Here is a 20,723-nt window from a genome sequence, read left to right as displayed (position 1 = left end):
CGCCGGAACGCGCGCAAGAGCTAGCTACCGGAGAATCAAATGGTACTGGGCGGCGAGACGTACGGGCTCGAGGGCATCCTAAGAAGGAGAGAAGCGTCATGGCGACGTCGATAGAACCAACAATTGCGTCCTGGGCAGAACATCAAATACGCTCGCTTGGTTGGGAGCATGGACCCGAGCAGAACGGCCGGGACCTCGACGCCCGAGTGGACGAATCTCTTCGCAAAGCGCCTACAAAATCGGGTGGTGACGGCGTCAATAAACCCGACCACGTGATTATCCTCGACAATGGCGCAGTACGAATCCCGGTTCTCTGCGAATGGAAGGGCGCGAAAGGTGCGTTTCGGGATAAGAAAAAGGTTGCACTGAGAGACAAAGACGGCTATATGCGCTACGGCGCGAAAGGTATAGACCGATACGCGACCCTAGGAGCCGCCTACTATGCGAGCAGGGTTGTCGGCCCAGCCGGACACTCGCGAGCCCTGGCGCTTGCGGTCAATGGCTATTTCGCAGCAGAGTCAGACTCTGAGCCTACCTACGAGGTGGCTCTTTATGTAGTGAGCAAGGACGACAACGAATCTGTCTTCTGGGTTGGCGACTATAAGGATCTCACATTCCTGAAAAAGGCCAATATCAACGCGTTGCTTGAGAAGATCGAAGATGCGCTCGACCCCGAAGCGGCAAAAACCCGCGAGGCGACAAAGGCAGAGTCGCTAGACGAGGTGCTAAAGCGACTCAATCAGTTCCTTCACGCAGAGCACAGCATAGTTCCCTCGCACCGCGTCAACGTGGTATCGGCTCTTATGATTGCTTCACTAGGAGTGCAGGACGCCACTGGCAACCTCCTTGTAAAGCCCCTTATTGATGACGACCTGTACGGCGGCTCGGGAAATGGTTCGGACGGAGCGATTATCCTCAGCAGAGTCGAGGACTATCTCAAGCAAAGAACTCCCCGCCTTCCAATAGACAAGCAACAGTCAGTGCTAAACGCACTACGTCCAACGCTGCTCGATGTGTCATTGAGCACCAAGAAAACAGGTGGGATGTCAGCGCTGAAGGGCGCGTTCCATATCGTCTCCAATGGCCTACTACCGCGCTATCGGGACGACCGGGCCATCGACTTTGCAGGCAAGCTTTTCAACGCAATGTACGCTTGGATCGATGTCCCAGATTCGGGTGCCAATGATGTCGTTCTCACTCCGAAACGCACCACCGATCTAATGATAGAACTCACGCAGGTCAATGCTGATTCGTATGTGTGGGACTGGACTCTCGGCACCGGAGCATTTCTTGTCTCAGCAATGAACGCCATGATGGGGGACGCAAGAGAACGCCTTGAAGGCGAGGATCTGGCGGCCAAGGAAGACCAGATCAAATCTGAGCAGCTGCTCGGGATTGAGAAGCTCGCTTCGATCTATGTCTTGGCCGTTCTCAACATGATTTTGATGGGCGATGGTGCGTCCAATATCATTCACGGCGATTCCCACCTCTACGACGGCATGTATCAGGAGAGAGAGGGTTTCCCGCGCGAGCACTTCCCTGCAACTACCTTGGTACTAAACCCTCCGTACTCAGCACCGGGCAACGGCCTCATATTTGTCAAGGAAGCCTTTGCAATGATGAACGCTCGCCGCACCGGGCAATATGGCGCCGTACTCATTCAGGATTCCGCGGGATCGGGCCGCGCCATCGACTATTGCAAAGAAATTCTGAAAGGATCAACCCTTCTCGCCTCCGTGAAGATGCCGGGCGACCTTTTCCTTGGGAAATCTGGAGTCCAGACGTCGATTTATCTATTCAAAGTGGGATCCCCGCATCCCAAGGACCATCTCGTGAAGTTTATTGACTTCCGCAACGACGGTTACAAACGCTTCAATCGCAAAAAGGTGAAAGATCCCAGCGTAAATCTCAGGGCAATCGACGACCCGGATGGACGATACGCTGAAGTGGCAGCAATCATCAACGGGCGCAAGTATGACACCTGCTACTATCCTCTTGGTGAATTGTATTTCCAAGACACAGTTGACCCAGACAAGGGCAACGATTGGAACTTCGATCAGCACATTCAGATCGAAACCAAGCCGGAACTCGAGGACTTCTTGGAGACGGTTGCGCATTATCTCAATTGGGAAATTGAGAGCCGTTTCAAGAGTGACGCGGTCATCGAGTTCACGAATGAAACTTTGAGTACAGATATAGATGCGGTCTCGGTCCTCAGCGAGACGGAGGAGGCCGTTCTACGCGATTTTGATACAAAACGCTTCATCGATTTGCCAGTCGGGGGTGACGATGGCTTATTCACACTAATGAATAACCCCCAGCTTGACCAGCGCAATTTCACATTCAACCCCGAAGGTGAATATCCCTATTTCACGCGCACAGTCAATAATAATGGGATTCTTGGCTTGGTCGATTTTCTGAACGACAAGAACCTGATTCCTGGCAACAGCCTGGCTGTCGGCATGATCGCTATGCGGTTCTTTTACATGGAGCACTCGTTTTACGCTGGGCAGTTCACAAAAACGGCGCTACCCAACAAGGCAGTTTTGAACAAACTTACCGCACAGTACTTTATTACTTGTTTGAACCGTTTCCAGCGCCTGCACCAAGGCATGCTCGTGCGAGACTTCGGTCCTTCTTTCAACAGCTCGACTATCCCTATCCCAGTCAAAGCCGACGGCGCGCCGGATTATGAATGGATGGAGATATTCATAACCGCTCTACAGAAGGTGGTCAACCGACGGTGGGCCGCAGAGTTCGCCTCACGTGTCGGGACCACGCGACGGATCCTGGGCCAAATGTCCTAGCCTTCGGCCCCACGACACGTTCAGCACGCCCGCGGTTGGACGCGAATCGCACCATCGAGTGTGTTGTGGGGCCAGCTCTTGGTCAACCACGCTGGGCGCGACGCTCAACGCTATGGCGAAGCCCGAGATCGACGTAGTCAAGGTCGGACTCGGTTGACGACAGGCGACGCATCCCCCTGTGATGCGCTCTCCCCGGACACAGCGGTCAGGTGGGTGAGCGCCGAGGTCTCCATCGCGGCCTCGGTCGCGGGGTCGAGTCCGCTCCGGTCGCCGATCGCCAGACCGCGCAACAACGAGGCTCCGGGTTCCGGCAGGGTCGAGCTCGCGGACACGAACGCCCGGCGCGCCCGATCGGTGGCCGCGAGGAGTCCCGTCGGCGGCTCGGTCCGGACCCCGCCGCGCAGGAACGCCACGAACGACGTCGTGCTCCCCGGTTCGTCCGCTTCGAGCGTGGCCACCCCGTGCACCCGACTCCCCGCAGCGACGGCCTCGGGCGCGCCCTGCGCTGCGGGGACGACCCGCACCGGCACGCGCAGTCCGTCGACGTCCTCCGCAACCACCAGGGTCCCGACGACCGACCGGTCACCCGGCGCGAGGTCCCGGTCGAGCACGATCTCCACGGCGGCCGTCCGGACACCGTCGAGGACGGCAGGGCTCCGCCGGTCGTCGCCGACCACCACGGCGACCGCCACCGTGGTGCAGAACGCGGCCGACGCCACCACGAGTCCCACGACGCCCAGAGCCCGCCGCGGGCACCCCACCAGCAGCCACGCGATGCCGCCACACGCGACGGCCGCGCACGCGAGGACGAACCACCCCGCGCTGCCCGGCACCCCGACCAGCACCGCCGCGCACACCCACGCGGCCGACGCCGGACCGGCCACTCGCAGGTCCCGTACGCCGGGAGCGAGGTCGACCGCCACCGCCGGCCCCGATCAGACCCGCACGCGGTCGCGGAGCTCCGCGAACCGGACGTCACCGATGCCGCTGACGTCGAGCAGGTCCTCGACGGCGGCGAACCGTCCGTGCTCGTCGCGCCACGCGAGGATCCGGCCCGCGAGCGACGGCCCGATTCCGGGCAGGGTCTCGAGCAGGGTCTGGTCGGCCGTGTTGAGGTCGACGACGGCATCGACGGCAGACCCGGCACCACCACCGGCACCATCCGACCCGGCAACGCCCCCACCACCACCGACCGAGCTGCTCGAACCGTCGAGCGCTGCCGGGATGTCCGTCTCCCCCACCTTCGGCACGTACAACCGCTCGCCGTCCACCAGCACCCGCGCGAGGTTCAGCCGAGCCAGGTCCGCGTCGTCACGAGGGCTCCCGGCCCGCTCGACCGCGTCGGACACACGGCTGCCCCCGGGCAGCGTCACGATGCCCGGACGTGCCACCGCCCCGACGACGTGCACGACCACGAGCGGGGCTGCCGACGAGGACGGAGAACCCCCACCCGGAGAACGGGACGGTACCGCTGACGGAGCACCCGCCACCGAGAGTGGACCGTCACCCCCACCGCCCGTGGACGATGACGAACCCGACCACGACCCGACCGCCACCACGACCCCGGCGACCAGGACGACGAGCCCCGCCAGCAGGACCGCCGACCGCGGCGACAACGCCAGCCCAGCGGCCCACGACCGCGCAGACCCACCCGCCGACGCCGACCCAGCCCCGCCGGACGGCCCCGTGGCTCCACCATCACCAGACGACATGCCCGCACGCTACGGAGCCCGACCACCCGGCCGGACCCCGCAACGACGTTCGGTGGACGACCGTCCTCCAGCCCCACCTGTGGAGGACGAACGGCGCGCTACCCCTTGATCGCGATGTTCACGAGTTTCGGCGCCCGCACGATCACCTTCACGATCTCGCGGTCCCCGATGTATCGCTGGACGTTCACCGACGCCCGTGCGAGCGCCTCGAGCTCCGACGGCTCGACCGACTTCGACACCTCGAACGAGTCCCGCACCTTGCCGTTGACCTGCACGACCGCGGTCAGCGACTCCTGCACGAGCAGCGTCGGGTCGGCCTTCCGCCAGCCGTACGTGGCGACGGTGGCCTCGTAGCCCAGCTTCTCCCACATCTCCTCGCCGGTGTACGGCGCGAAGACGCTCAGGCCGAGCGCGATGGTCTCGACGGCCTCGCGGACGGCGGGGTCAGCCGCGCCCGGACCGTTGTCGATCGCCTTGCGGGTGACGTTCACCAGGTCCATGAGCCGCGCGATCACGACGTTGAACTTGAAGGACTCCATCATCCCCGGCGCATCGGCCAGGAACCGGTGCGTGACCTGCCGCAGGGCGCGGTCGCCGTCCGCCCACACGACGTCCGGCGACGACGTGACGTCGAGCGCCAGCCGGTAGGCACGGGCGAGGAAGCGAGCCGAGGCGGACGGGGAGACGTCCTCCCAGTTGATGTCGTCCTCTGGCGGCCCGGCGAAGCCCATCACCAAGCGGATCGCGTCGACACCGTTCGCGTCGAGCTCGTCACCGAGCGAGACGCCACCCTTCGACTTCGACATCTTCGAGCCGCCGGACAGCACCATGCCCTGGTTGAGCAGCGCCGAGAACGGCTCGGTGAAGTCGAGGTAGCCGAGGTCGAACAGCACCTTGGTCACGAAGCGCGCGTACAGCAGGTGCAGGATCGCGTGCTCGATGCCGCCGATGTACTGGTCGACCGGGGCCCACTTGCGTGCGACGGCGGGGTCGAACGCCTGCGTGTCGTCGTTCGCCGCCAGGAAGCGCAGGAAGTACCACGACGAGTCGACGAAGGTGTCCATCGTGTCGGTGTCGCGGAGCGCGGGGGTGCCGTCCACCGGGTTCGGCACGTTCACCCAGTCGGTCGCGCCACCGAGCGGCGAGGTGCCCTTCGGCTTGAGGTCGAGCCCCTCGGTGTCGGGCAATCGGACGGGCAGCTGGTCCATCGGCACGGGGTGCTCGGTGCCGTCGGCGCCGTGGATGATCGGGATCGGGGTTCCCCAGAAGCGCTGGCGCGAGATGAGCCAGTCGCGCAGGCGGTAGGTCTTGGCTGCACGGCCGGTGCCGCGCTCCTCGAGCAGGGAGATCGCCGCGGTGATCGCGTGCTGCTTGGACATGCCGTCGAGCGGGCCGGAGTTGATCATCCGACCGGTGCCGGTCAGGGCCTCACCCGTGGACACCGGGTCGAGCGCGGGCAGGTCCTCGAGCGAGGCGCCCTCGGGGATCACCGGGATCGCCCCGGTCACCGCGGCGTTCGTGTCGACGACGACCTTCACCGGCAGGTCGAACGCCCGCGCGAAGTCGAGATCGCGCTGGTCGTGCGCCGGGACGGCCATGACCGCGCCGTGACCGTAGTCGGCCAGCACGTAGTCGGCGGCCCAGATCGGCAGGCGCTCCCCCGTCAGCGGGTGGATCGCGGAACGACCGAGCGGCACACCGGTCTTCGGGCGGTCCGCGTTCTGCCGGTCGATCTCCGACGTCTTCTGCGTGGCGACGAGGTATGCGTCGAACGCAGCCCGGACGTCGTCCGACACGGATGCGTCAGCCACCAGCGCAGCAGCCAGGTCCGAATCCGGCGCCACCACGAGGAACGTCACCCCGTGGATCGTGTCCGGCCGCGTGGTGAACACCGTGACGGGCTCGTCGCGGCCCTCGATCACGAAGTCGACGTCCGCGCCGACCGAGCGGCCGATCCAGTTCCGCTGCTGCGCGATGACCTTCGCCGGCCACCGGCCCTCGAGCTGGTTGAGGTCGTCGAGCAGCCGGTCCGCGTACTCGGTGATCTTGAAGTACCACTGCGTCAGCTTCTTCTTGACGACGACGGCACCGGAGCGGTCCGAGGTGCCGTCCGGCAGAACCTGCTCGTTCGCGAGGACGGTCTGGTCCACCGGGTCCCAGTTGACCCAGCTGTCCTTGCGGTAGGCCAGCCCCTTCTCGTACATCTTCAGGAACAGCCACTGGTTCCACTTGTAGTACTCGGGGTCCGAGGTGTGGATCTCGGTGGTCCAGTCGAACGACGGCGCGTAGCGCTTGAACGACGCCTTCTGCTGCTCGATGTTCGCGTAGGTCCAGTCCTTCGGGTCGACCCCGCGCTTGATCGCCGCGTTCTCGGCCGGCAGCCCGAACGAGTCCCAGCCGATCGGGTGCAGCACGTTGAAGCCCTGCTGCCGCCAGTACCGCGCCACGAAGTCGCCGAGCGCCCAGTTCTCGGCGTGCCCCATGTGCAGGTCGCCGGACGGGTACGGGAACATCTCGAGGATGTACTTCCGCGGACGCGTGTCGTCGAGGTCGGTCGTGAAGAGCCCGAGCTCCTCCCAGCGCGGCTGCCACTTCTCCTGCAGACGACGGAAGTCGTAGGCGTTCGGGTCCTCGGGGTACGGCTCGGTGGTCACGGAACTCTCATTCAGTCTGGAGGCACGGATCACGTCCGTCGGACGCGCTCCGGTCATCAAGGATATAAGCCTGGAGGAACGGATCACCGCACCGGAGCCGACCCACCGCCGGCAGGTGCTCGGCTCACACCGCCGCGAGCCGCCCGTCGCGCATCCGCAGCGTCCGGTCGACGAGGTCCGCCGCCACCGGCACGTGCGACACGACGACGACCGTCCTGCCGTCCTGCCGCGCGGCCCCGACGAGGTCGCGCAGCACGGTGTCGCCGAGGTCGGGGTCGATGTCGGCCGTCGGCTCGTCGAGCACGAGCACCGGGAACGCGTGCAGGAGCGCCCGGGCGAGCGCGAGCCGGTGCGCCTGCCCGCCGGACACCAGGGCACCGCGCTCCCCCACGCCCGCGTCGAGTCCACCGCGTCGTTGCACCCACGCCCCGAGCCCGACCCGGTCGAGCACGGCGAGCAGGTCCTCGTCGGTCGCGGTGTCGCGGGCGAACAGCAAGTTCTGCCGCACGGACTGGTCGAACACGAACGGGTCCTGCTCGATCAGCCCGACGCGGGCGCGGACGGCGTCGGGGTGCATGTCCTTCGCCTCGACCCCGTCGAGCGTGTACGAGCCCTCGTGGTCGACGAACCGGACGAGCGCGTCCACGAGCGTCGACTTGCCCGCGCCGCTCGGTCCCTCGAGCACGACGACTTCGCCGGGTCGGAGGTCCAACGACACCCGGTCGACGGCGGCCGCCGCGGCACCGGGCCAGCGCACCGTCACATCGCGCAGCGAGACGGCGACGGGCCCGTCGACCACGAGCGAGGCGGGATCGGCGTCCGCGTCCGGCTCCGGGACGATGCCGGCCGGCACCTCCGCCGGGACGACCCGCTCCACCCGGTCGGCCGCGGCTCGGACCCGGCGCAGCGTCAGCACCGCGAGCGGGACCCCGCCGACGACCTCGAACAGGGCGAGCGGCACGAACACGGCGAGGGCCCAGAGCGGTCCGTCGAGCGCGCCGGTGACGACCGCGGGGGCGCCGACGGCCAGGATCCCGATGACCGCGCCACCGCCGACGAGGCCGACCAGGGCCCCGACGAGCGACTCGACCGTCCCCCGGCGCCGCACGGCTGCGGTCACCCGGGCGTCGAGCCGGGCGATGTGGTCGAGCCGTTCGTCGAGCGTGCCGTAGGCGGCGAAGACGTCGAGCGTCCGCACGGTGTCGAGCACGAGGTCGGCGACGTGCCCGCGTTCCGCGGCCGTCTGCTCGTCGGAGCGCCGTGCGATCGAGAGGGTGACGACCGACCCGAGCAGCGCGGCCACGGCGAGGGCGACGAGCAGCACGAGCGCCGCCGGCACCGACACGAACGCGACCGCGACGACGGAGAGCAGCGCGGCCACGCCGGCGGACACGAGCGGGCCGACGACGCGGATGGGCAGGTCCTGCAGCCGGTCGGTGTCCGTGACGAGCCGCGTGAGGAGGTCTCCGCGACCGGTGGAGCCGAGTCCCGCCGGAGCGATCGACGACAGTCGGCGGTACATCTCGGTGCGCACGACCGCGAGCTGCCGGAACGAGGCGTCGTGTCCGGCGAGGCGGTCCACGTACCGGAGCGCCGCACGGCCGAGCGCGAACGCGCGCACGCCCACCATCACGAGCGTCAGGTAGAGGATCGGCGGGTGCTCGGCCGCACGCGTGATGAGGTACCCGCTCGCGGCGAGGAGCGCCACGGCGCAGACGGCACTGAGCGCACCGGCCGTGACCGCCTTCGCCCAACCGGCTCCGTGCGGCATCGCGAGCCGCAGGACGGAGGCGTCCCCGCCGGCACGGCCGCCCCGCCGCTGGCGCGTCGGACCGGAACCGGCGTCGTGGGCCCCTCGCGCCTCCCGAGTCATGCCCGCACCCCGTCCGTGCTGGTGACCCCGACCGCGCCACCAGGTCGCCCGTCGACACGGGTGACCGCGACCGCGCCGTCCGGCCGCACGTCGACGCGGACGTCCGCCGCCGCGACGACCGCGGGCCGGTGGCTCGCGACCACGACGACGGCCCCGTCGTCGGCGAGGCGACGGAGCGTGCGGACGACGTGTGCCTCGGCGTCGGCGTCCAGCGCGGAGGTCGGCTCGTCGAGCAGCACGAGCTGCGTCCCCGTCCGCCGCGCGCGGTACAGGGCGCGCGCCACCGCGACGCGCTGCGCCTGGCCGCCGGACAGGCCGCTGCCGCCGGAACCGACCTGGAGGCGCGGGTCGAGTCCCAGCCCCGCCTCGCCCAGGGCGGTGCGGACCGCTGGCTCGTCGGGGGTCGCGCTGAGCGCGACGTTCTCGGCGATCGTGCCGCGGACGAGTCGTGGGCGCTGGTCGGCCCAGGTCGTGCGCTCGGCGACCGTGCTGCCGTCGGGACCCGGCACGGTCACCGTGCCGTCGTGGGGCAGGGCACCGCGGACCGCGGCGATGAGACTGGACTTGCCGGAGCCGCTCGGGCCGGCCAGGACGACGATCGTGCCCGGTCGGGCGCGGAGGTCGAGCGGACCGATCACGACGTCGGGACGGCGCACGGTGAGTCGGTCCAGCGCCAGGTGGTCTGCGGCGGGGACGGCTCCGGGACGTGCGGCGGGCGCCGTGGTGTCGTCGAGGACGTCGAGCACGGCGGTCGAGGCCTCGACGCCGTCCTGTGCCGCGTGGAAGTCGGCGCCGACCTGGCGGATCGGGGCGAAGGCCTCCGGAGCGAGGACGAGCACGAACATCGCGGCGCCGAGCCCGAGCGAGCCGTCGACGAGTCGGATGCCGATCGACACCGCGACGAGCGCGACGGACAGGCTCGCGGCGAGCTCGAGCGCGAACCCGCTCACGAACGACAGCCGCAGGACCCCGACGGTGCCACGGCGGTACTCGTCGGTGACGGTGCCGATGCGTCCGACCTGGCGCCGGGCACGGCCGAAGACCTTGAGCGTCGCCAGCCCCTCGACCGCCTCGGTGAAGGCACCGCCGAGCTTCGCGAGCGCGTCCGACTGCTTCCGCTGGAGCGCCTGCGTCGCGAGACCGATGAGGATCATGAACACCGGGATCACCGGCAGGGCGCAGAGCACGATCAGGCCGCTGGTCAGGTCGCCGAGCCCGATCGCGACGACGAGCATCGGCGTGGCGATCGCGGTGAGGGCCAGCTGCGGCAGGTACCGGCCGAAGTAGGCGTCGAGGGCGTCGAGCCCAGGCCCGAGCGTGGTCGCGAAGGCCGCACTCGAACGCTCGGCGAGCCACGACGGTCCGCGCTCGGCCGCCCGGGCGAGGACGGTCGCGCGCAGCTCGCTCTTCACCTTCGCCGCCGCACGTGCGGCGAGGTCGTCGTTGGCCCAGGCGGCCACGGCCCGGACGACGAACGCCGCACCGAGGAGCGCGAGCGCCGGGGTGAACGCGTCCGGGACGCTGCCGTCACGGACGGCGTCCACACCGAGGGTCACCGCCGCGGCGATCCCCCACGCGATCGCGATGGTCGCGAGCGTGCGGAGGACACCGGTGCCGGCGGCCGCGACGATGAAGCCACGGGCCGTCCGCGACAGCCGCAGCAGGCGCGGGTCGAGCGGCTTCACCGTCGCCGCCTAGTGCGCGGCCTGGGTCACGTGGGCCCGGGACACGCGCTTGCGGAAGATCCAGTACGTCCACGCCTGGTAGGCGAACACGAGGGGCACGAAGATCAGCGCCACCCAGCTCATCACCGTGAGCGTGTACGAGCCGCTCGACGCGTTGTAGACGTTCAGACTGTTCGCAGGGTCGTTCGTCGCGGGCATGACGTCCGGGAAGATCGCGGTCAACATCGCCAGGACGATCGCCGCGATGGTGACCGCCATGAGCGTGAACGCCCGGCCCTCCTTGCCCCAGGCGTTGCAGAGCACCGCGAGGACCAGGGCGAGCGCGGCGACGACCGACAGGACGATCGACGTCGGGGTGGACCGCACGAAGGCCATCCAGACCAGGAACGCTGCGCCGACGACGATCGTCAGCACGCCCGCCCGGGTCGCGAGGCGCTTCGCACGCGCACGGATCGCACCCTCGGTCTTCAGCGCGACGAAGACGACGCCGTGCGTGAAGAACACCAGCAGCGTCGCCACGCCGGTGAGCAGCGCGAAGGGGTTGAGCAGGTCGAACACCGTACCGGTGTAGTTGTGGCCGGCGTCCATCGGGATGCCCCGGACCACGTTGCCGAACGCGACGCCCCAGAGGAACGACGGCACCGCGCTGCCGACGATGATCATCAGGTCGAACCGGCGCTTCCACTCGAGGTGCTTGTTCTGGTGCCGGTACTCGAACGAGACGCCGCGGGCGATGAGCGCCGCGAGGATGAGCAGGAGCGCCAGGTAGAACCCGGAGAACATCGTGGCGTACCACTCGGGGAACGCCGCGAACAGGCAGGCACCCGCGACGATGACCCAGGTCTCGTTGAGGTCCCACACCGGGCCGATCGTGTTGATCAGGACCCGACGGTCGGTGTCGTCCTTGCCGAGGAACGGCAGGGACATGCCGACACCGAAGTCGAAGCCGTCGAGGACGAAGTAGCCGACGAAGAAGACGCCGACGATCGCGAACCATAGAACGGGGAGATCCATCAGTAGACCGTCACTTCGTGCTTGACCTCACCGGTCTCCTCGTCGACCTCCGCCGGGGCGGCGGGGCCCTCTTGCGCGACCTTCTTGATGAGCCGGAACTCGACCACCGCCAGGGAGCCGTAGATGAGCGTGAAGACGATGAGCGAGATGAGGACCTCGACCCCGGTGACGTTGGGCGAGACGCCGTCGCTCGTCTTGAGCAACCCGAACACGAGCCACGGCTGGCGGCCCATCTCGGTGAAGATCCAGCCGACGATCATCGCGGCCATCGGCAGCGGGACGGTCCAGGTGGCGATGCGCCAGACCCACCGCTGGGTCGGGAACCGGCCCTTGCGGGTCAGCCAGAGCCCGACGAGCGAGACCAGCACCGCGCCGACACCGAGCGCGATCATCCAGCGGAACGACCAGTAGGTCACCCAGATGATCGGCTTGTAGTCGCCGGGGCCGTAGACCTGCGAGTACTGCGCCTGCAGGTCGTTGATGCCCTCGACCGTGCCGTTGAAGGTGTGCGTCGACAGGAACGAGAGCAGGTACGGCACACGGATCGAGAACAGCTCGTGCACGCCGTCCGGGGTGCCGAGCGTGAAGATCGAGAACGAGGCGTCCTTGCCGGTGGCGGTGTTGTACAGCGCCTCGGCAGCGGCCATCTTCATCGGCTGGGTGTCGACCATCGTGAGGCCGAGCTGGTCGCCGGTGAGCACCGTGAGCGCCCCGGCGGCCAGCATCGTCCACATGCCGAACTTCAGCGCCGGCATCATCGTCTCGAGGTTCTGGTTGCGCGCCAGGTGGTACGCGGCGACCGAGATGATCACCGCGGCGGCGACCATGAAGCACGCGAACAGGGTGTGTGGGAAGGCGGCCAGCGCGACCTTGTTGCCGAGCACGGCCCAGATGTCCGTGAGCTCCGCACGTCCCTTGGCCTCGTTCATGGAGAAGCCGACCGGGTGCTGCATGAACGCGTTCGCGGCGATGATGAAGTACGCCGACATGATCGTGCCGGCGCTGACACACCAGATGCTCGCGAGGTGCAGCCCCTTCGGCAGGCGGTCCCACCCGAAGATCCAGATGCCGATGAACGCCGCCTCGAAGAAGAACGCGAGGATGCCCTCGAGCGCGAGCGGGGCGCCGAACACGTCACCGACGAACCGGGAGTAGTTCGACCAGTTCATGCCGAACTGGAACTCCTGCACGATCCCCGTCACGACGCCCATCGCGAAGTTGATGAGGAAGATGCGCCCGAAGAACCGGGTCAGCTGGAGGTAGTGCGCGCGCCCCGTCCGGTACCAGGCCGTCTGGAACACGGCCACGACGACGGCCATGCCGATCGTCAACGGGACGAAGAGGAAGTGGTAGATCGTCGTCAGACCGAACTGCCACCGCGACAGTAGGAGCGGATCGAGGATGTCGTTCATGCGGCGTTTCCGAGCCGGTTCGCCGCGCGCTGTTGGTGCACGTCAGTTGCTTCCTGTGGAGGGGAACTTCTGCTGTCACAACCGTTGGGACACGAACACGTTACCTCGCGGACACATGGTTCGACAAGTTGTAGAACCCTCAGTGCACGGATGTGCAGCGAGGTTGCACGGCACAACCGTGCGGAACAACGGTGCGGGTACCCGATCCCGGAACGACGACAGGTGCCGGGCAGTTGCCCGACACCTGTCGTTTTGTGCTGACTGAGTGCTACAGCAGGTCGTTGTCCTGCAGGAACGCCTTGGCGACCGAGGCCGCCGACTTCTGGTCGACCGAGTTCTGACGGTTGAGCTCGATGAGCGCGTCGGTCGTGAGGAGCTTGTTCACCTTCTCGATGGCGTCCGCGGCCTTCGAGTCGAGGTCCTTCGACACGATCGGGGTCACGTTGTTCGCCGGCACGAGGTGCTCCGGGTCCTCGAGCGTGACGAGCTTGTCGGTCTTGATCGAGGCGCTGGCGGAGTAGATGTCCGCGACCTGCGAGTCACCGTCCTGGATCGCCTTGATCGTGAGCGGGCCGCCGGAGTCGTTCTGCTGGTTGACCTCGCCGGTGATGCCGTACTTCTCCTTGAGGCCCTTCGGACCGTAGGCGGCGGTGGCGAACTCCGGGTTGGCGGCGATCGAGATCGTCCCGCCGATCTTCGAGAGGTCGGCGATCGACTTCAAGCCGTACTTGTCCGCCGTCGCCTGGGTCACCGTGTAGGTGTCGGCGTCCGAGGCGTCGGCCGACGGCAGCGCCTTGACGTCCGACGGCAGTGCCGACTTCAGTGCGGTGTTGATGCCGTCCGTCGTCGTCTCGGTCGTGGTGGACTTGCCGTCCTCCTGCAGGAGGTAGTTGAGCAGGTTGCCGTTGTACTCCGGGAAGACGTTGATGCTCCCCTTCGCGACCTCGGGCCAGTACGCCTTGCGCTGACCGATGTTGAGCTTCTTGGTGACGGTGAAGCCCTCGTGCTCGAGCTCCTGCGCGTAGAGCTCGGCGATGATCTCGTTCGACGGGTACGCCTGCGAGCCGACGACGATGGTCTTGGAGTCCCCGCCGCCGGAGCCGGAGGAGAGCGGGTCGCTCGACGAGCAGCCCGCGAGGGCGATGGCGGCCGCGGACGCGACGGCGATCGTCGCGGCGAGACGCCGGGTCGTTGCTGTGATCACGGGTGGGTTCCTTCCACAGGGGTTGATGCTCGTGGTGCTGAGCTGCGGGTGCTCCGACGCGACAGACGCGCCGACCCGGCGGAGACACCCGCGGGGACGGCGAGCCGCTGCAGCGCGGCGAAGACGATCTCGAACGCGATGGCGAGGGCGATCACCAGGAGGGAACCGCCGAGCACCTCCGCGTAGTCCGAGTTGGCGATGCCGGAGAAGGCGTAGCCGCCGAGTCCGCCGGCGTTGATGTAGCCGACGAGGGTCGCGGTGGCGACGACCTGCAGCACGGCGGCACGGATGCCGCCGACGATGAGCGGCAGGGCGAGCGGGATCTCGACCTTGCCGAGGATCTGCCACCCGGTCATGCCCTGCGCCTTGGCGGCGTCGATCACGACGCGGTCGATCGCCTCGACGCCGGAGTACGCGCCGGCGAGCACCGACGGGATCGCGAGGATGACGAGTGCGATGAGCGGCGCCCCGAGTCCGAGGCCGATCGAGAGTGCGAGCAGCGTCAGGACGCCGAGCGTCGGCAGCGCACGGATGCCACCCGAGACGCCCACCGCGATCGAGCGTCCCTTGCCGGTGTGCCCGATCAGCAGGCCGACCGGCACGGCGATCGCGACGGCGATGGCGACCGTGAGCAACGTGATCCACACGTGCTCCCAGAGTCGGATTCCGACGGCGTCGGACCCGACGTTGTTCGCCGGGTCGAAGATCCAGGCGATGCCCTGGGCGAAGAGGTTCATGCGGAGACCTCGTTCGCTCGGACGTCGTCAGCGGCGCGGCGTCGGACGTCACGGGCGTTGCGGCCGCTCCCCCGTGTCCACGGCATCGCGAGCCGACCCACGGCCACGAGCAGCGCGTCGAACACGAGCGCAAGCACGATGGTGAGGACGATGCCGGTGAGGATCTCGGCGCTGATGCCGCGCTTGAGGCCGTCGGTGAGCAGGAACCCGAGGTTCGGCACACCGATGAGCGCGCCGACCGTGATGAGGCTGATCGTGGACACCGACACCACCCGGATGCCGGCGAGGAGGACCGGACCGGCGAGCGGCAGCTCCACCTTGAAGAACCGCTGTGCGGGCGAGTACCCGAGCGCCTCGGACGCCCCCACGACGTCCTGGTCGACCGCGTCGATGGCGTCGGCGGCGGACCGGGCCATCAGGGCCACGCCGAAGATGGTCATCGCGATCACGACGTTCACCGGGTCGAGGGTGCTCGTGCCGATGATCGCGGGCAGCACCAGGAAGAGGGGCAGCGCCGGGATCGTGTAGAAGAGGCTCGCGACGACGACGATCGTCGAGGCCGTCCCCCGGGCCACGCCGTTGCGCTTCCGCAGGCGCGACACGAGCAGGCCGATCGGGACGGACAGCAGGAAGCTGATGACGATCGGCGGGATCGCCAGCCAGACGTGCGCGATCAGGTTGTCGCTGATCGTGTCCGTGTTGCCGAGGACCCAGTTCACGCGTCGCCCCGCTGCTCCTGGGGAACTGCCTCGGCCGCGTCCACGACCTGCACCGGACCGGTGAGCACACCGGCGGCGCGCCCCTCGCCGTCGACGACGATCGGCCCGGTCGGCGTCTGCTCGACGCGGAGCGCGCGCCGGCCGCGACCGGCGCCGATGAAGTTCGCGACGAAGTCGTCCGCGGGCTCGGCGAGGATCTCGGCGGGGGTGCCGAGCTGGGCGATCTCGCCGCCCTTCTTGAGGATGACGACCTGGTCGCCGAGCTTGAAGGCCTCGTCGATGTCGTGCGTGACGAAGACCACGGTCTTGCCGAGCTCGCGCTGCAGCCGGATGAGCTCGTCCTGCAGGTCGTTCCGCACGAGCGGGTCGACGGCACCGAAGGGCTCGTCCATGAGCAGGATGTTCGGGTCGACCGCGAGTCCGCGGGCGACGCCGACGCGCTGCTGCTGTCCGCCGGAGAGCTGCGAGGGGTACCGGTTCGCGAAGGCACGGTCGAGCCCGACCGTGTCCATGAGTTCGAGGGCACGCTGGCGCGCATCGGCCTTCGGGACCCCCGTCAGCAGCGGCACCGTGGCGATGTTGTCGACGACCTTGCGGTGCGGCAGCAGCCCGGCGTTCTGCATCACGTAGCCGATGCTGCGGCGGAGCTTGACCGGGTCGACGCCCGCGACGTCCTCCCCGTCGATCTCGACGGCACCTGCGCTGGGGTCGACCATGCGGTTGATCATCCGGAGCAGCGTGGTCTTGCCGCAGCCGCTCGACCCGACGAAGACCGTCGTGGTCCTCGAGGGGATGACGAGGCTGAAGTCGTCGACCGCGTTGGTGCCGTCCGGGTAGGTCTTGCGCACCGAGCGGAACTCGATCATGGGTGCCCTTCTGTTCGGAGGTAGCCCGACTCCGAGTGAGAGTACCCGTCGGGTGTGACACCCGTTCAGCCGTGACGACGTGTGTCGTGTCCCGGACAGCGCGTGCGCAGCGTCCGGACGCGACGACGCCCGTCTCTCCTGTTCGGAGGACGGGCGTCGTCGGATTGCCGCTCGGCGTGTCAGGAGGCCGCGATCACCGCTTCGAGGTGCCCGCGGCTCATCGCCCGGTACTCCTCGATCAGCGCGGTCTCGGGGTTCGCCGGGTCACGGTGCGCCCGCGCGAGGACGGCGTGCGACGACTCGGCGAGGACCACCCAGGTCCGCTCGATGCGCTCCCCCGTCGGCACGCCGAACCGCTCGTGCATGATGTGGGCGACGGCGCTCCCCAGCGCCGCCATCCGGTCCTCGGCGTCGCCCGTGCCGGTGTCCGCCGCGTCGCCGAAGCGGATCGCCCGGAAGCCCGGCTCGGTGCGGTACATCTCGGCGGTGACGTCGATCAGCGCGTCGCACGCGGCCTGCCAGGTCGTCGCCTCGCTGGTGTCGAGGGCGGTGATGAACCGCTCGGCCAGGCGCTGGGTGCTCCGGATCGCGAGTGCCTCGACCACGGCGATGCGGTCCGGGAAGTAGCGGTAGACGGTGCCGATGGACGCCCCCGCCCGCTCGGCCACCATCGCGGTGGTCAGGCGCTCGAACCCGATCTCGTCGATCACCGCGGCCGCGGCGTCGAGGAGGCCGGCGAGGCGCGCCGAACTGCGGGCTTGGACCGGCTCGTTCCTGAGCAGTGATGATCCCCCCGGCAGTGCGTTCGATACCTCGGTGACGAGCACGTGTTCTCCTCTTGCGCCGACAGCGCGACTCATGTGGGTGTGACCGTCACAACTGTCGCAGAGACCGGCTGGAATATCGCTGCGACTCTCCCAGTACACGTGTGAGGTCGTACGTGTGCCAGGTCGGACGTGGAATGATGGGGCGATGCCCGACCCGACGCCCCACGAGCCGTCGTTGGCCGAGCCGATCCTCCACCGGGCGGCCCGCATCGAGGACGCCGTCCAGGAGTTCCGCGAGCACCGGGCTCGCCGCCGGGGGCTGGTGCCGACCGTCATCCCGTACACCGGCTACGGCGCACCCGGGTGGGTCCGCGTCCTCTGCCGGGTCCTCCTCACGCGTCGGGGCCTCGCATCAGACGCCTCCTTCTACGGTGTGCGCGGCTGGCGGAGCTTCACGAGCGTCGCGGTCGACGACGCCGAGGTCACGATCACCGCCGGCGGGACCTCGCACGTGGTGCAGTCCGACCGCGGCGGCGTGGTCGACACCATCGTGCCGATCGACCTCGAGCCGGGCTGGCGCACCATCAAGCTGTCCGCCGGGGGCATGCGCGACGTCGAGGCCGACGTCTTCATCGTCCACCCGGACACGCGGTTCGGGCTGCTGTCGGACATCGACGACACCGTCATGGTGACCTCGCTCCCGCGCCCGATGCTCGCGGCCTGGAACTCCTTCGTGCTCACGGAGCACGGGCGCCGGCCCGTCCCGGGCATGTCGGTGCTGTACGAACGCGTCCTCGCGCAGCACCCCGGCGCCCCGACGGTCTACCTCTCCACCGGCGCCTGGAACGTCGCGCCGACGCTGCAGCGCTTCCTCAGCCGGAACCTCTACCCCTCCGGCACCCTGCTGCTCACCGACTGGGGTCCCACGCACGACCGGTTCTTCCGCAGCGGCCAGCTCCACAAGCAGCAGAACCTCGAACGACTCGCCCAGGACTTCCCGCACGTGCAGTGGCTCCTCGTCGGCGACGACGGGCAGCACGACGAGTCGCTCTACGGCGAGTTCGCCCGGGCCCACCCCGAGAACGTCGCGGGCGTCGCCATCCGCCAGCTATCCACGAGCGAGGCCGTCCTCGCCGGTGGGCGGTCCCGCGCCCAGGAACGTTCGCGCGAGTCCTCGGCGCCCTGGGTCTACGCCCCGGACGGTGCCGGCATGTGGTCCGAGCTGGCACGGGTCGGCATCACCCGTGCCGACCCGGACGACCCGTCCTGAGCCATCCCTCAGCAACCACCCCGGCCTCCCGAGGCGGTGGTGGTTGGATCGGCCCATGAGCCCGGCTGACACACCGACCAACCGCATCGAGGACCACGCGCTGATCGGCGACACCTACACCGCCGCGCTCGTCGGGCGCGACGGCACCGTCGACTGGGCGTGCCTGCCCCGCTTCGACAGCCCGTCGACCTTCGCCTCGATCCTGGGCACCGAGGACCACGGGCACTGGACCCTCCGCCCCACGGACCCGGACGCGACCGCGACCCGCCGGTACGACCACGACACGCTCGTGCTCGCGACCGTGTGGACGGCGAGCACCGGCGTGGTCGAGGTCACCGAGTTCATGCCGATCGGTGCGCACCGGGCGACGATCGTCCGGCGGGTGCGGGGCCTCCGCGGCAGCGTGGAGCTCCGACAGACGCTGCGCATCCGGTTCGACTACGCCCTCGCACTCCCCTGGGTCCGGCAGATCGGCGGCGACGAGGACCCCGCACTGCTGGCCACGGCGGGACCCGGGTCCGTGATCGTCCGCGGCGTCCGTTTCCGCGCCGACGACCACCGGCACACCGCCACCACCACCGTGCACGACGGCGACGTGCTCGACACCGTCCTCACCTGGTACCCGTCGCACCGCGAGCCGCCGGAGCCCCTCGACGTCGACGAGGCCCTGCACCGCACCGTGCGCTGGTGGCGGGACTGGATGGCCACCGCCCGGACCGAGGGCCGGTACGCCGAGGCGGCCCGCCGGTCGCTCCTCCTGCTCCGTGCGATGACCCACGCCGAGACCGGCGGCGTCGTGGCGGCCGCGACGACCAGCCTGCCCGAGGACCCCGGCGGCGAACGCAACTGGGACTACCGCTACGTCTGGCTCCGCGACGCCTCGCTCGCCCTCGCGTCCCTCATCGCGCACGGGTACCGCGACGAGGCGATGCACTGGCGCGGCTGGCTCCTCCGCGCGATCGCCGGCGACCCCGCCGACGTGCAGATCATGTACGGCATCGCCGGGGAGCGCGAACTCCCCGAACGCGAACTGCCGAACCTGCCCGGGTACGCGGGCTCCACGCCGGTCCGGATCGGCAACGGCGCCTACACGCAGTACCAGGGGGACGTCTTCGGCGAGGTCCTCGCCGCGCTCCACGACGCCCGCGAGCTCGGCGTCGAGGAGAACGCCGACTCGTGGGCACTCCAGCGCGCCCTGCTCGGGTACGTCGAGGAGCACTGGCAGGAGCCCGACAACGGCATCTGGGAGATGCGCGGGCCCCGTCGGCACTTCACGCACTCGCGCGCGATGATCTGGGCCGCATTCGACCGCGGCGTCGCAGCCGTCGAGGAGTTCGGCCTCGAGGGCCCCGTCGACCGCTGGCGGACCCTCCGCGCCGAAGTGCGCGCCGAGATCGAGGAGCACGGGTGGAACGCCGAGCGCGGCAGCTACCGCCAGCACTACGACACCGACGAGGTCGACGCGAGCCTGCTCGTCCTGCCGCAGATCGGCTACGTGAAGCCCGGTGACCCGCGGATGGTCGGGACCGTCGCCGCGATCGAGCAGGACCTCCGGACCGGCGACGACGGCCTCGTGCTCCGGTACCGCACCTCGTCCGGCTTCGACGGGCTCTCCGGCAGCGAGCACCCGTTCCTCGCGTGCTCCTTCTGGCTCGTCGAGCAGTACGCCGCGTCCGGGCGCGTCGAGGACGCCGAGCGGCTGATGGACGTGCTCGTCGGCTACGCGAACGACGTCGGCATGCTCTCCGAGGAGATCGACGTCGCGACCGGCCACCACATCGGGAACACCCCGCAGGCGTTGTCGCACCTCACGCTCGTGTCCGCCGCGGACGCGATCGCGCGGGCGCGCGGCACGGCGGCCGGCCACCGGACGCGACTCGCCGTGCACGACGGCGGCACCCGCTCGTGGACCGGAGAGGGCGAGCGGGCCGGCACACCCGCCTGACGCGGTGGTCGTGACCGCAGACGGACGGGAGGCACGGTGCCAGCTGGCACCGTGCCTC

15 protein-coding genes are annotated in these 20,723 nt (G+C 68.6%); 3 read left to right on the top strand and 12 right to left on the bottom strand.

Annotation, left to right across the window (positions count from 1 at the left end):
- Window positions 1-98 precede the first annotated feature (98 nt).
- Window positions 99-2,807: an N-6 DNA methylase gene (locus tag ACEN8D_RS00885; RefSeq protein ID WP_413398364.1), complete on the top strand. Its 2,709-nt coding sequence runs from the start codon at window positions 99-101 to the stop codon at window positions 2,805-2,807.
- 137 nt (window positions 2,808-2,944) lie between these two features.
- Here the strand turns inward: ACEN8D_RS00885 and ACEN8D_RS00880 are convergent, their stop codons facing one another.
- From ACEN8D_RS00880 to ACEN8D_RS00825, 12 genes are all read right to left on the bottom strand, one after another.
- On the bottom strand, window positions 2,945-3,730 hold the full coding sequence (locus tag ACEN8D_RS00880) for a hypothetical protein (protein ID WP_413398363.1): 786 nt from the start codon (window positions 3,728-3,730) through the stop codon (window positions 2,945-2,947).
- Between the two features lie 12 nt (window positions 3,731-3,742).
- The gene (locus ACEN8D_RS00875) at window positions 3,743-4,216 is read right to left on the bottom strand and encodes a helix-hairpin-helix domain-containing protein (RefSeq protein ID WP_413398362.1); all 474 of its coding nucleotides are present in this window, start codon (window positions 4,214-4,216) and stop codon (window positions 3,743-3,745) included.
- Between the two features lie 401 nt (window positions 4,217-4,617).
- The gene (gene leuS / locus ACEN8D_RS00870; protein ID WP_413398361.1) at window positions 4,618-7,230 is read right to left on the bottom strand and encodes a leucine--tRNA ligase; all 2,613 of its coding nucleotides are present in this window, start codon (window positions 7,228-7,230) and stop codon (window positions 4,618-4,620) included.
- Window positions 7,231-7,297: 67 nt separating this feature from the next.
- Window positions 7,298-9,046: a thiol reductant ABC exporter subunit CydC gene (gene cydC / locus ACEN8D_RS00865; RefSeq protein ID WP_413461427.1), complete on the bottom strand. Its 1,749-nt coding sequence runs from the start codon at window positions 9,044-9,046 to the stop codon at window positions 7,298-7,300.
- Window positions 9,043-10,731, bottom strand: coding sequence for a thiol reductant ABC exporter subunit CydD (cydD, locus tag ACEN8D_RS00860; protein ID WP_495601117.1), 1,689 nt, complete (start codon window positions 10,729-10,731; stop codon window positions 9,043-9,045). Before cydD ends, cydC begins: the two co-directional genes overlap by 4 nt.
- A 9-nt stretch (window positions 10,732-10,740) precedes the next feature.
- Complete coding sequence (gene cydB, locus ACEN8D_RS00855) at window positions 10,741-11,745, bottom strand: cytochrome d ubiquinol oxidase subunit II (protein WP_413398259.1); 1,005 nt, start codon at window positions 11,743-11,745, stop codon at window positions 10,741-10,743.
- Entirely contained in the window at window positions 11,745-13,157 is a 1,413-nt protein-coding gene (locus ACEN8D_RS00850) for a cytochrome ubiquinol oxidase subunit I (protein WP_070418675.1), read from the bottom strand. The genes cydB and ACEN8D_RS00850 overlap by 1 nt, the downstream gene beginning before the upstream one ends.
- A gap of 268 nt (window positions 13,158-13,425) precedes the next feature.
- Window positions 13,426-14,361 (bottom strand): ABC transporter substrate-binding protein, encoded by a 936-nt coding sequence (locus ACEN8D_RS00845; protein ID WP_309886833.1) that lies wholly within the window; start codon window positions 14,359-14,361, stop codon window positions 13,426-13,428.
- Window positions 14,358-15,098: an ABC transporter permease gene (locus ACEN8D_RS00840; protein ID WP_071301875.1), complete on the bottom strand. Its 741-nt coding sequence runs from the start codon at window positions 15,096-15,098 to the stop codon at window positions 14,358-14,360. The genes ACEN8D_RS00845 and ACEN8D_RS00840 overlap by 4 nt, the downstream gene beginning before the upstream one ends.
- Window positions 15,095-15,817: an ABC transporter permease gene (locus ACEN8D_RS00835; RefSeq protein WP_309779290.1), complete on the bottom strand. Its 723-nt coding sequence runs from the start codon at window positions 15,815-15,817 to the stop codon at window positions 15,095-15,097. Before ACEN8D_RS00835 ends, ACEN8D_RS00840 begins: the two co-directional genes overlap by 4 nt.
- Window positions 15,814-16,683 (bottom strand): ABC transporter ATP-binding protein, encoded by an 870-nt coding sequence (locus ACEN8D_RS00830; protein WP_070418671.1) that lies wholly within the window; start codon window positions 16,681-16,683, stop codon window positions 15,814-15,816. Before ACEN8D_RS00830 ends, ACEN8D_RS00835 begins: the two co-directional genes overlap by 4 nt.
- A 179-nt stretch (window positions 16,684-16,862) precedes the next feature.
- Complete coding sequence (locus ACEN8D_RS00825) at window positions 16,863-17,543, bottom strand: TetR/AcrR family transcriptional regulator (protein WP_070418670.1); 681 nt, start codon at window positions 17,541-17,543, stop codon at window positions 16,863-16,865.
- Between the two features lie 112 nt (window positions 17,544-17,655).
- Here ACEN8D_RS00825 and ACEN8D_RS00820 point away from each other — a divergent pair, with 112 nt between their 5' ends.
- Together ACEN8D_RS00820 and ACEN8D_RS00815 are read left to right on the top strand one after the other, a co-directional pair.
- A complete protein-coding gene (locus ACEN8D_RS00820; RefSeq protein ID WP_413398258.1) occupies window positions 17,656-18,720 on the top strand; it encodes an App1 family protein phosphatidate phosphatase in 1,065 nt (354 codons plus the stop codon).
- 55 nt (window positions 18,721-18,775) lie between these two features.
- A complete protein-coding gene (locus ACEN8D_RS00815) occupies window positions 18,776-20,665 on the top strand; it encodes a glycoside hydrolase family 15 protein (RefSeq protein WP_495601116.1) in 1,890 nt (629 codons plus the stop codon).
- Window positions 20,666-20,723: the final 58 nt, after the last annotated feature.

Source organism: Curtobacterium sp. Curtsp22 (assembly GCF_059492135.1).
This window is presented reverse-complemented; position numbering and strand designations above follow the sequence as displayed.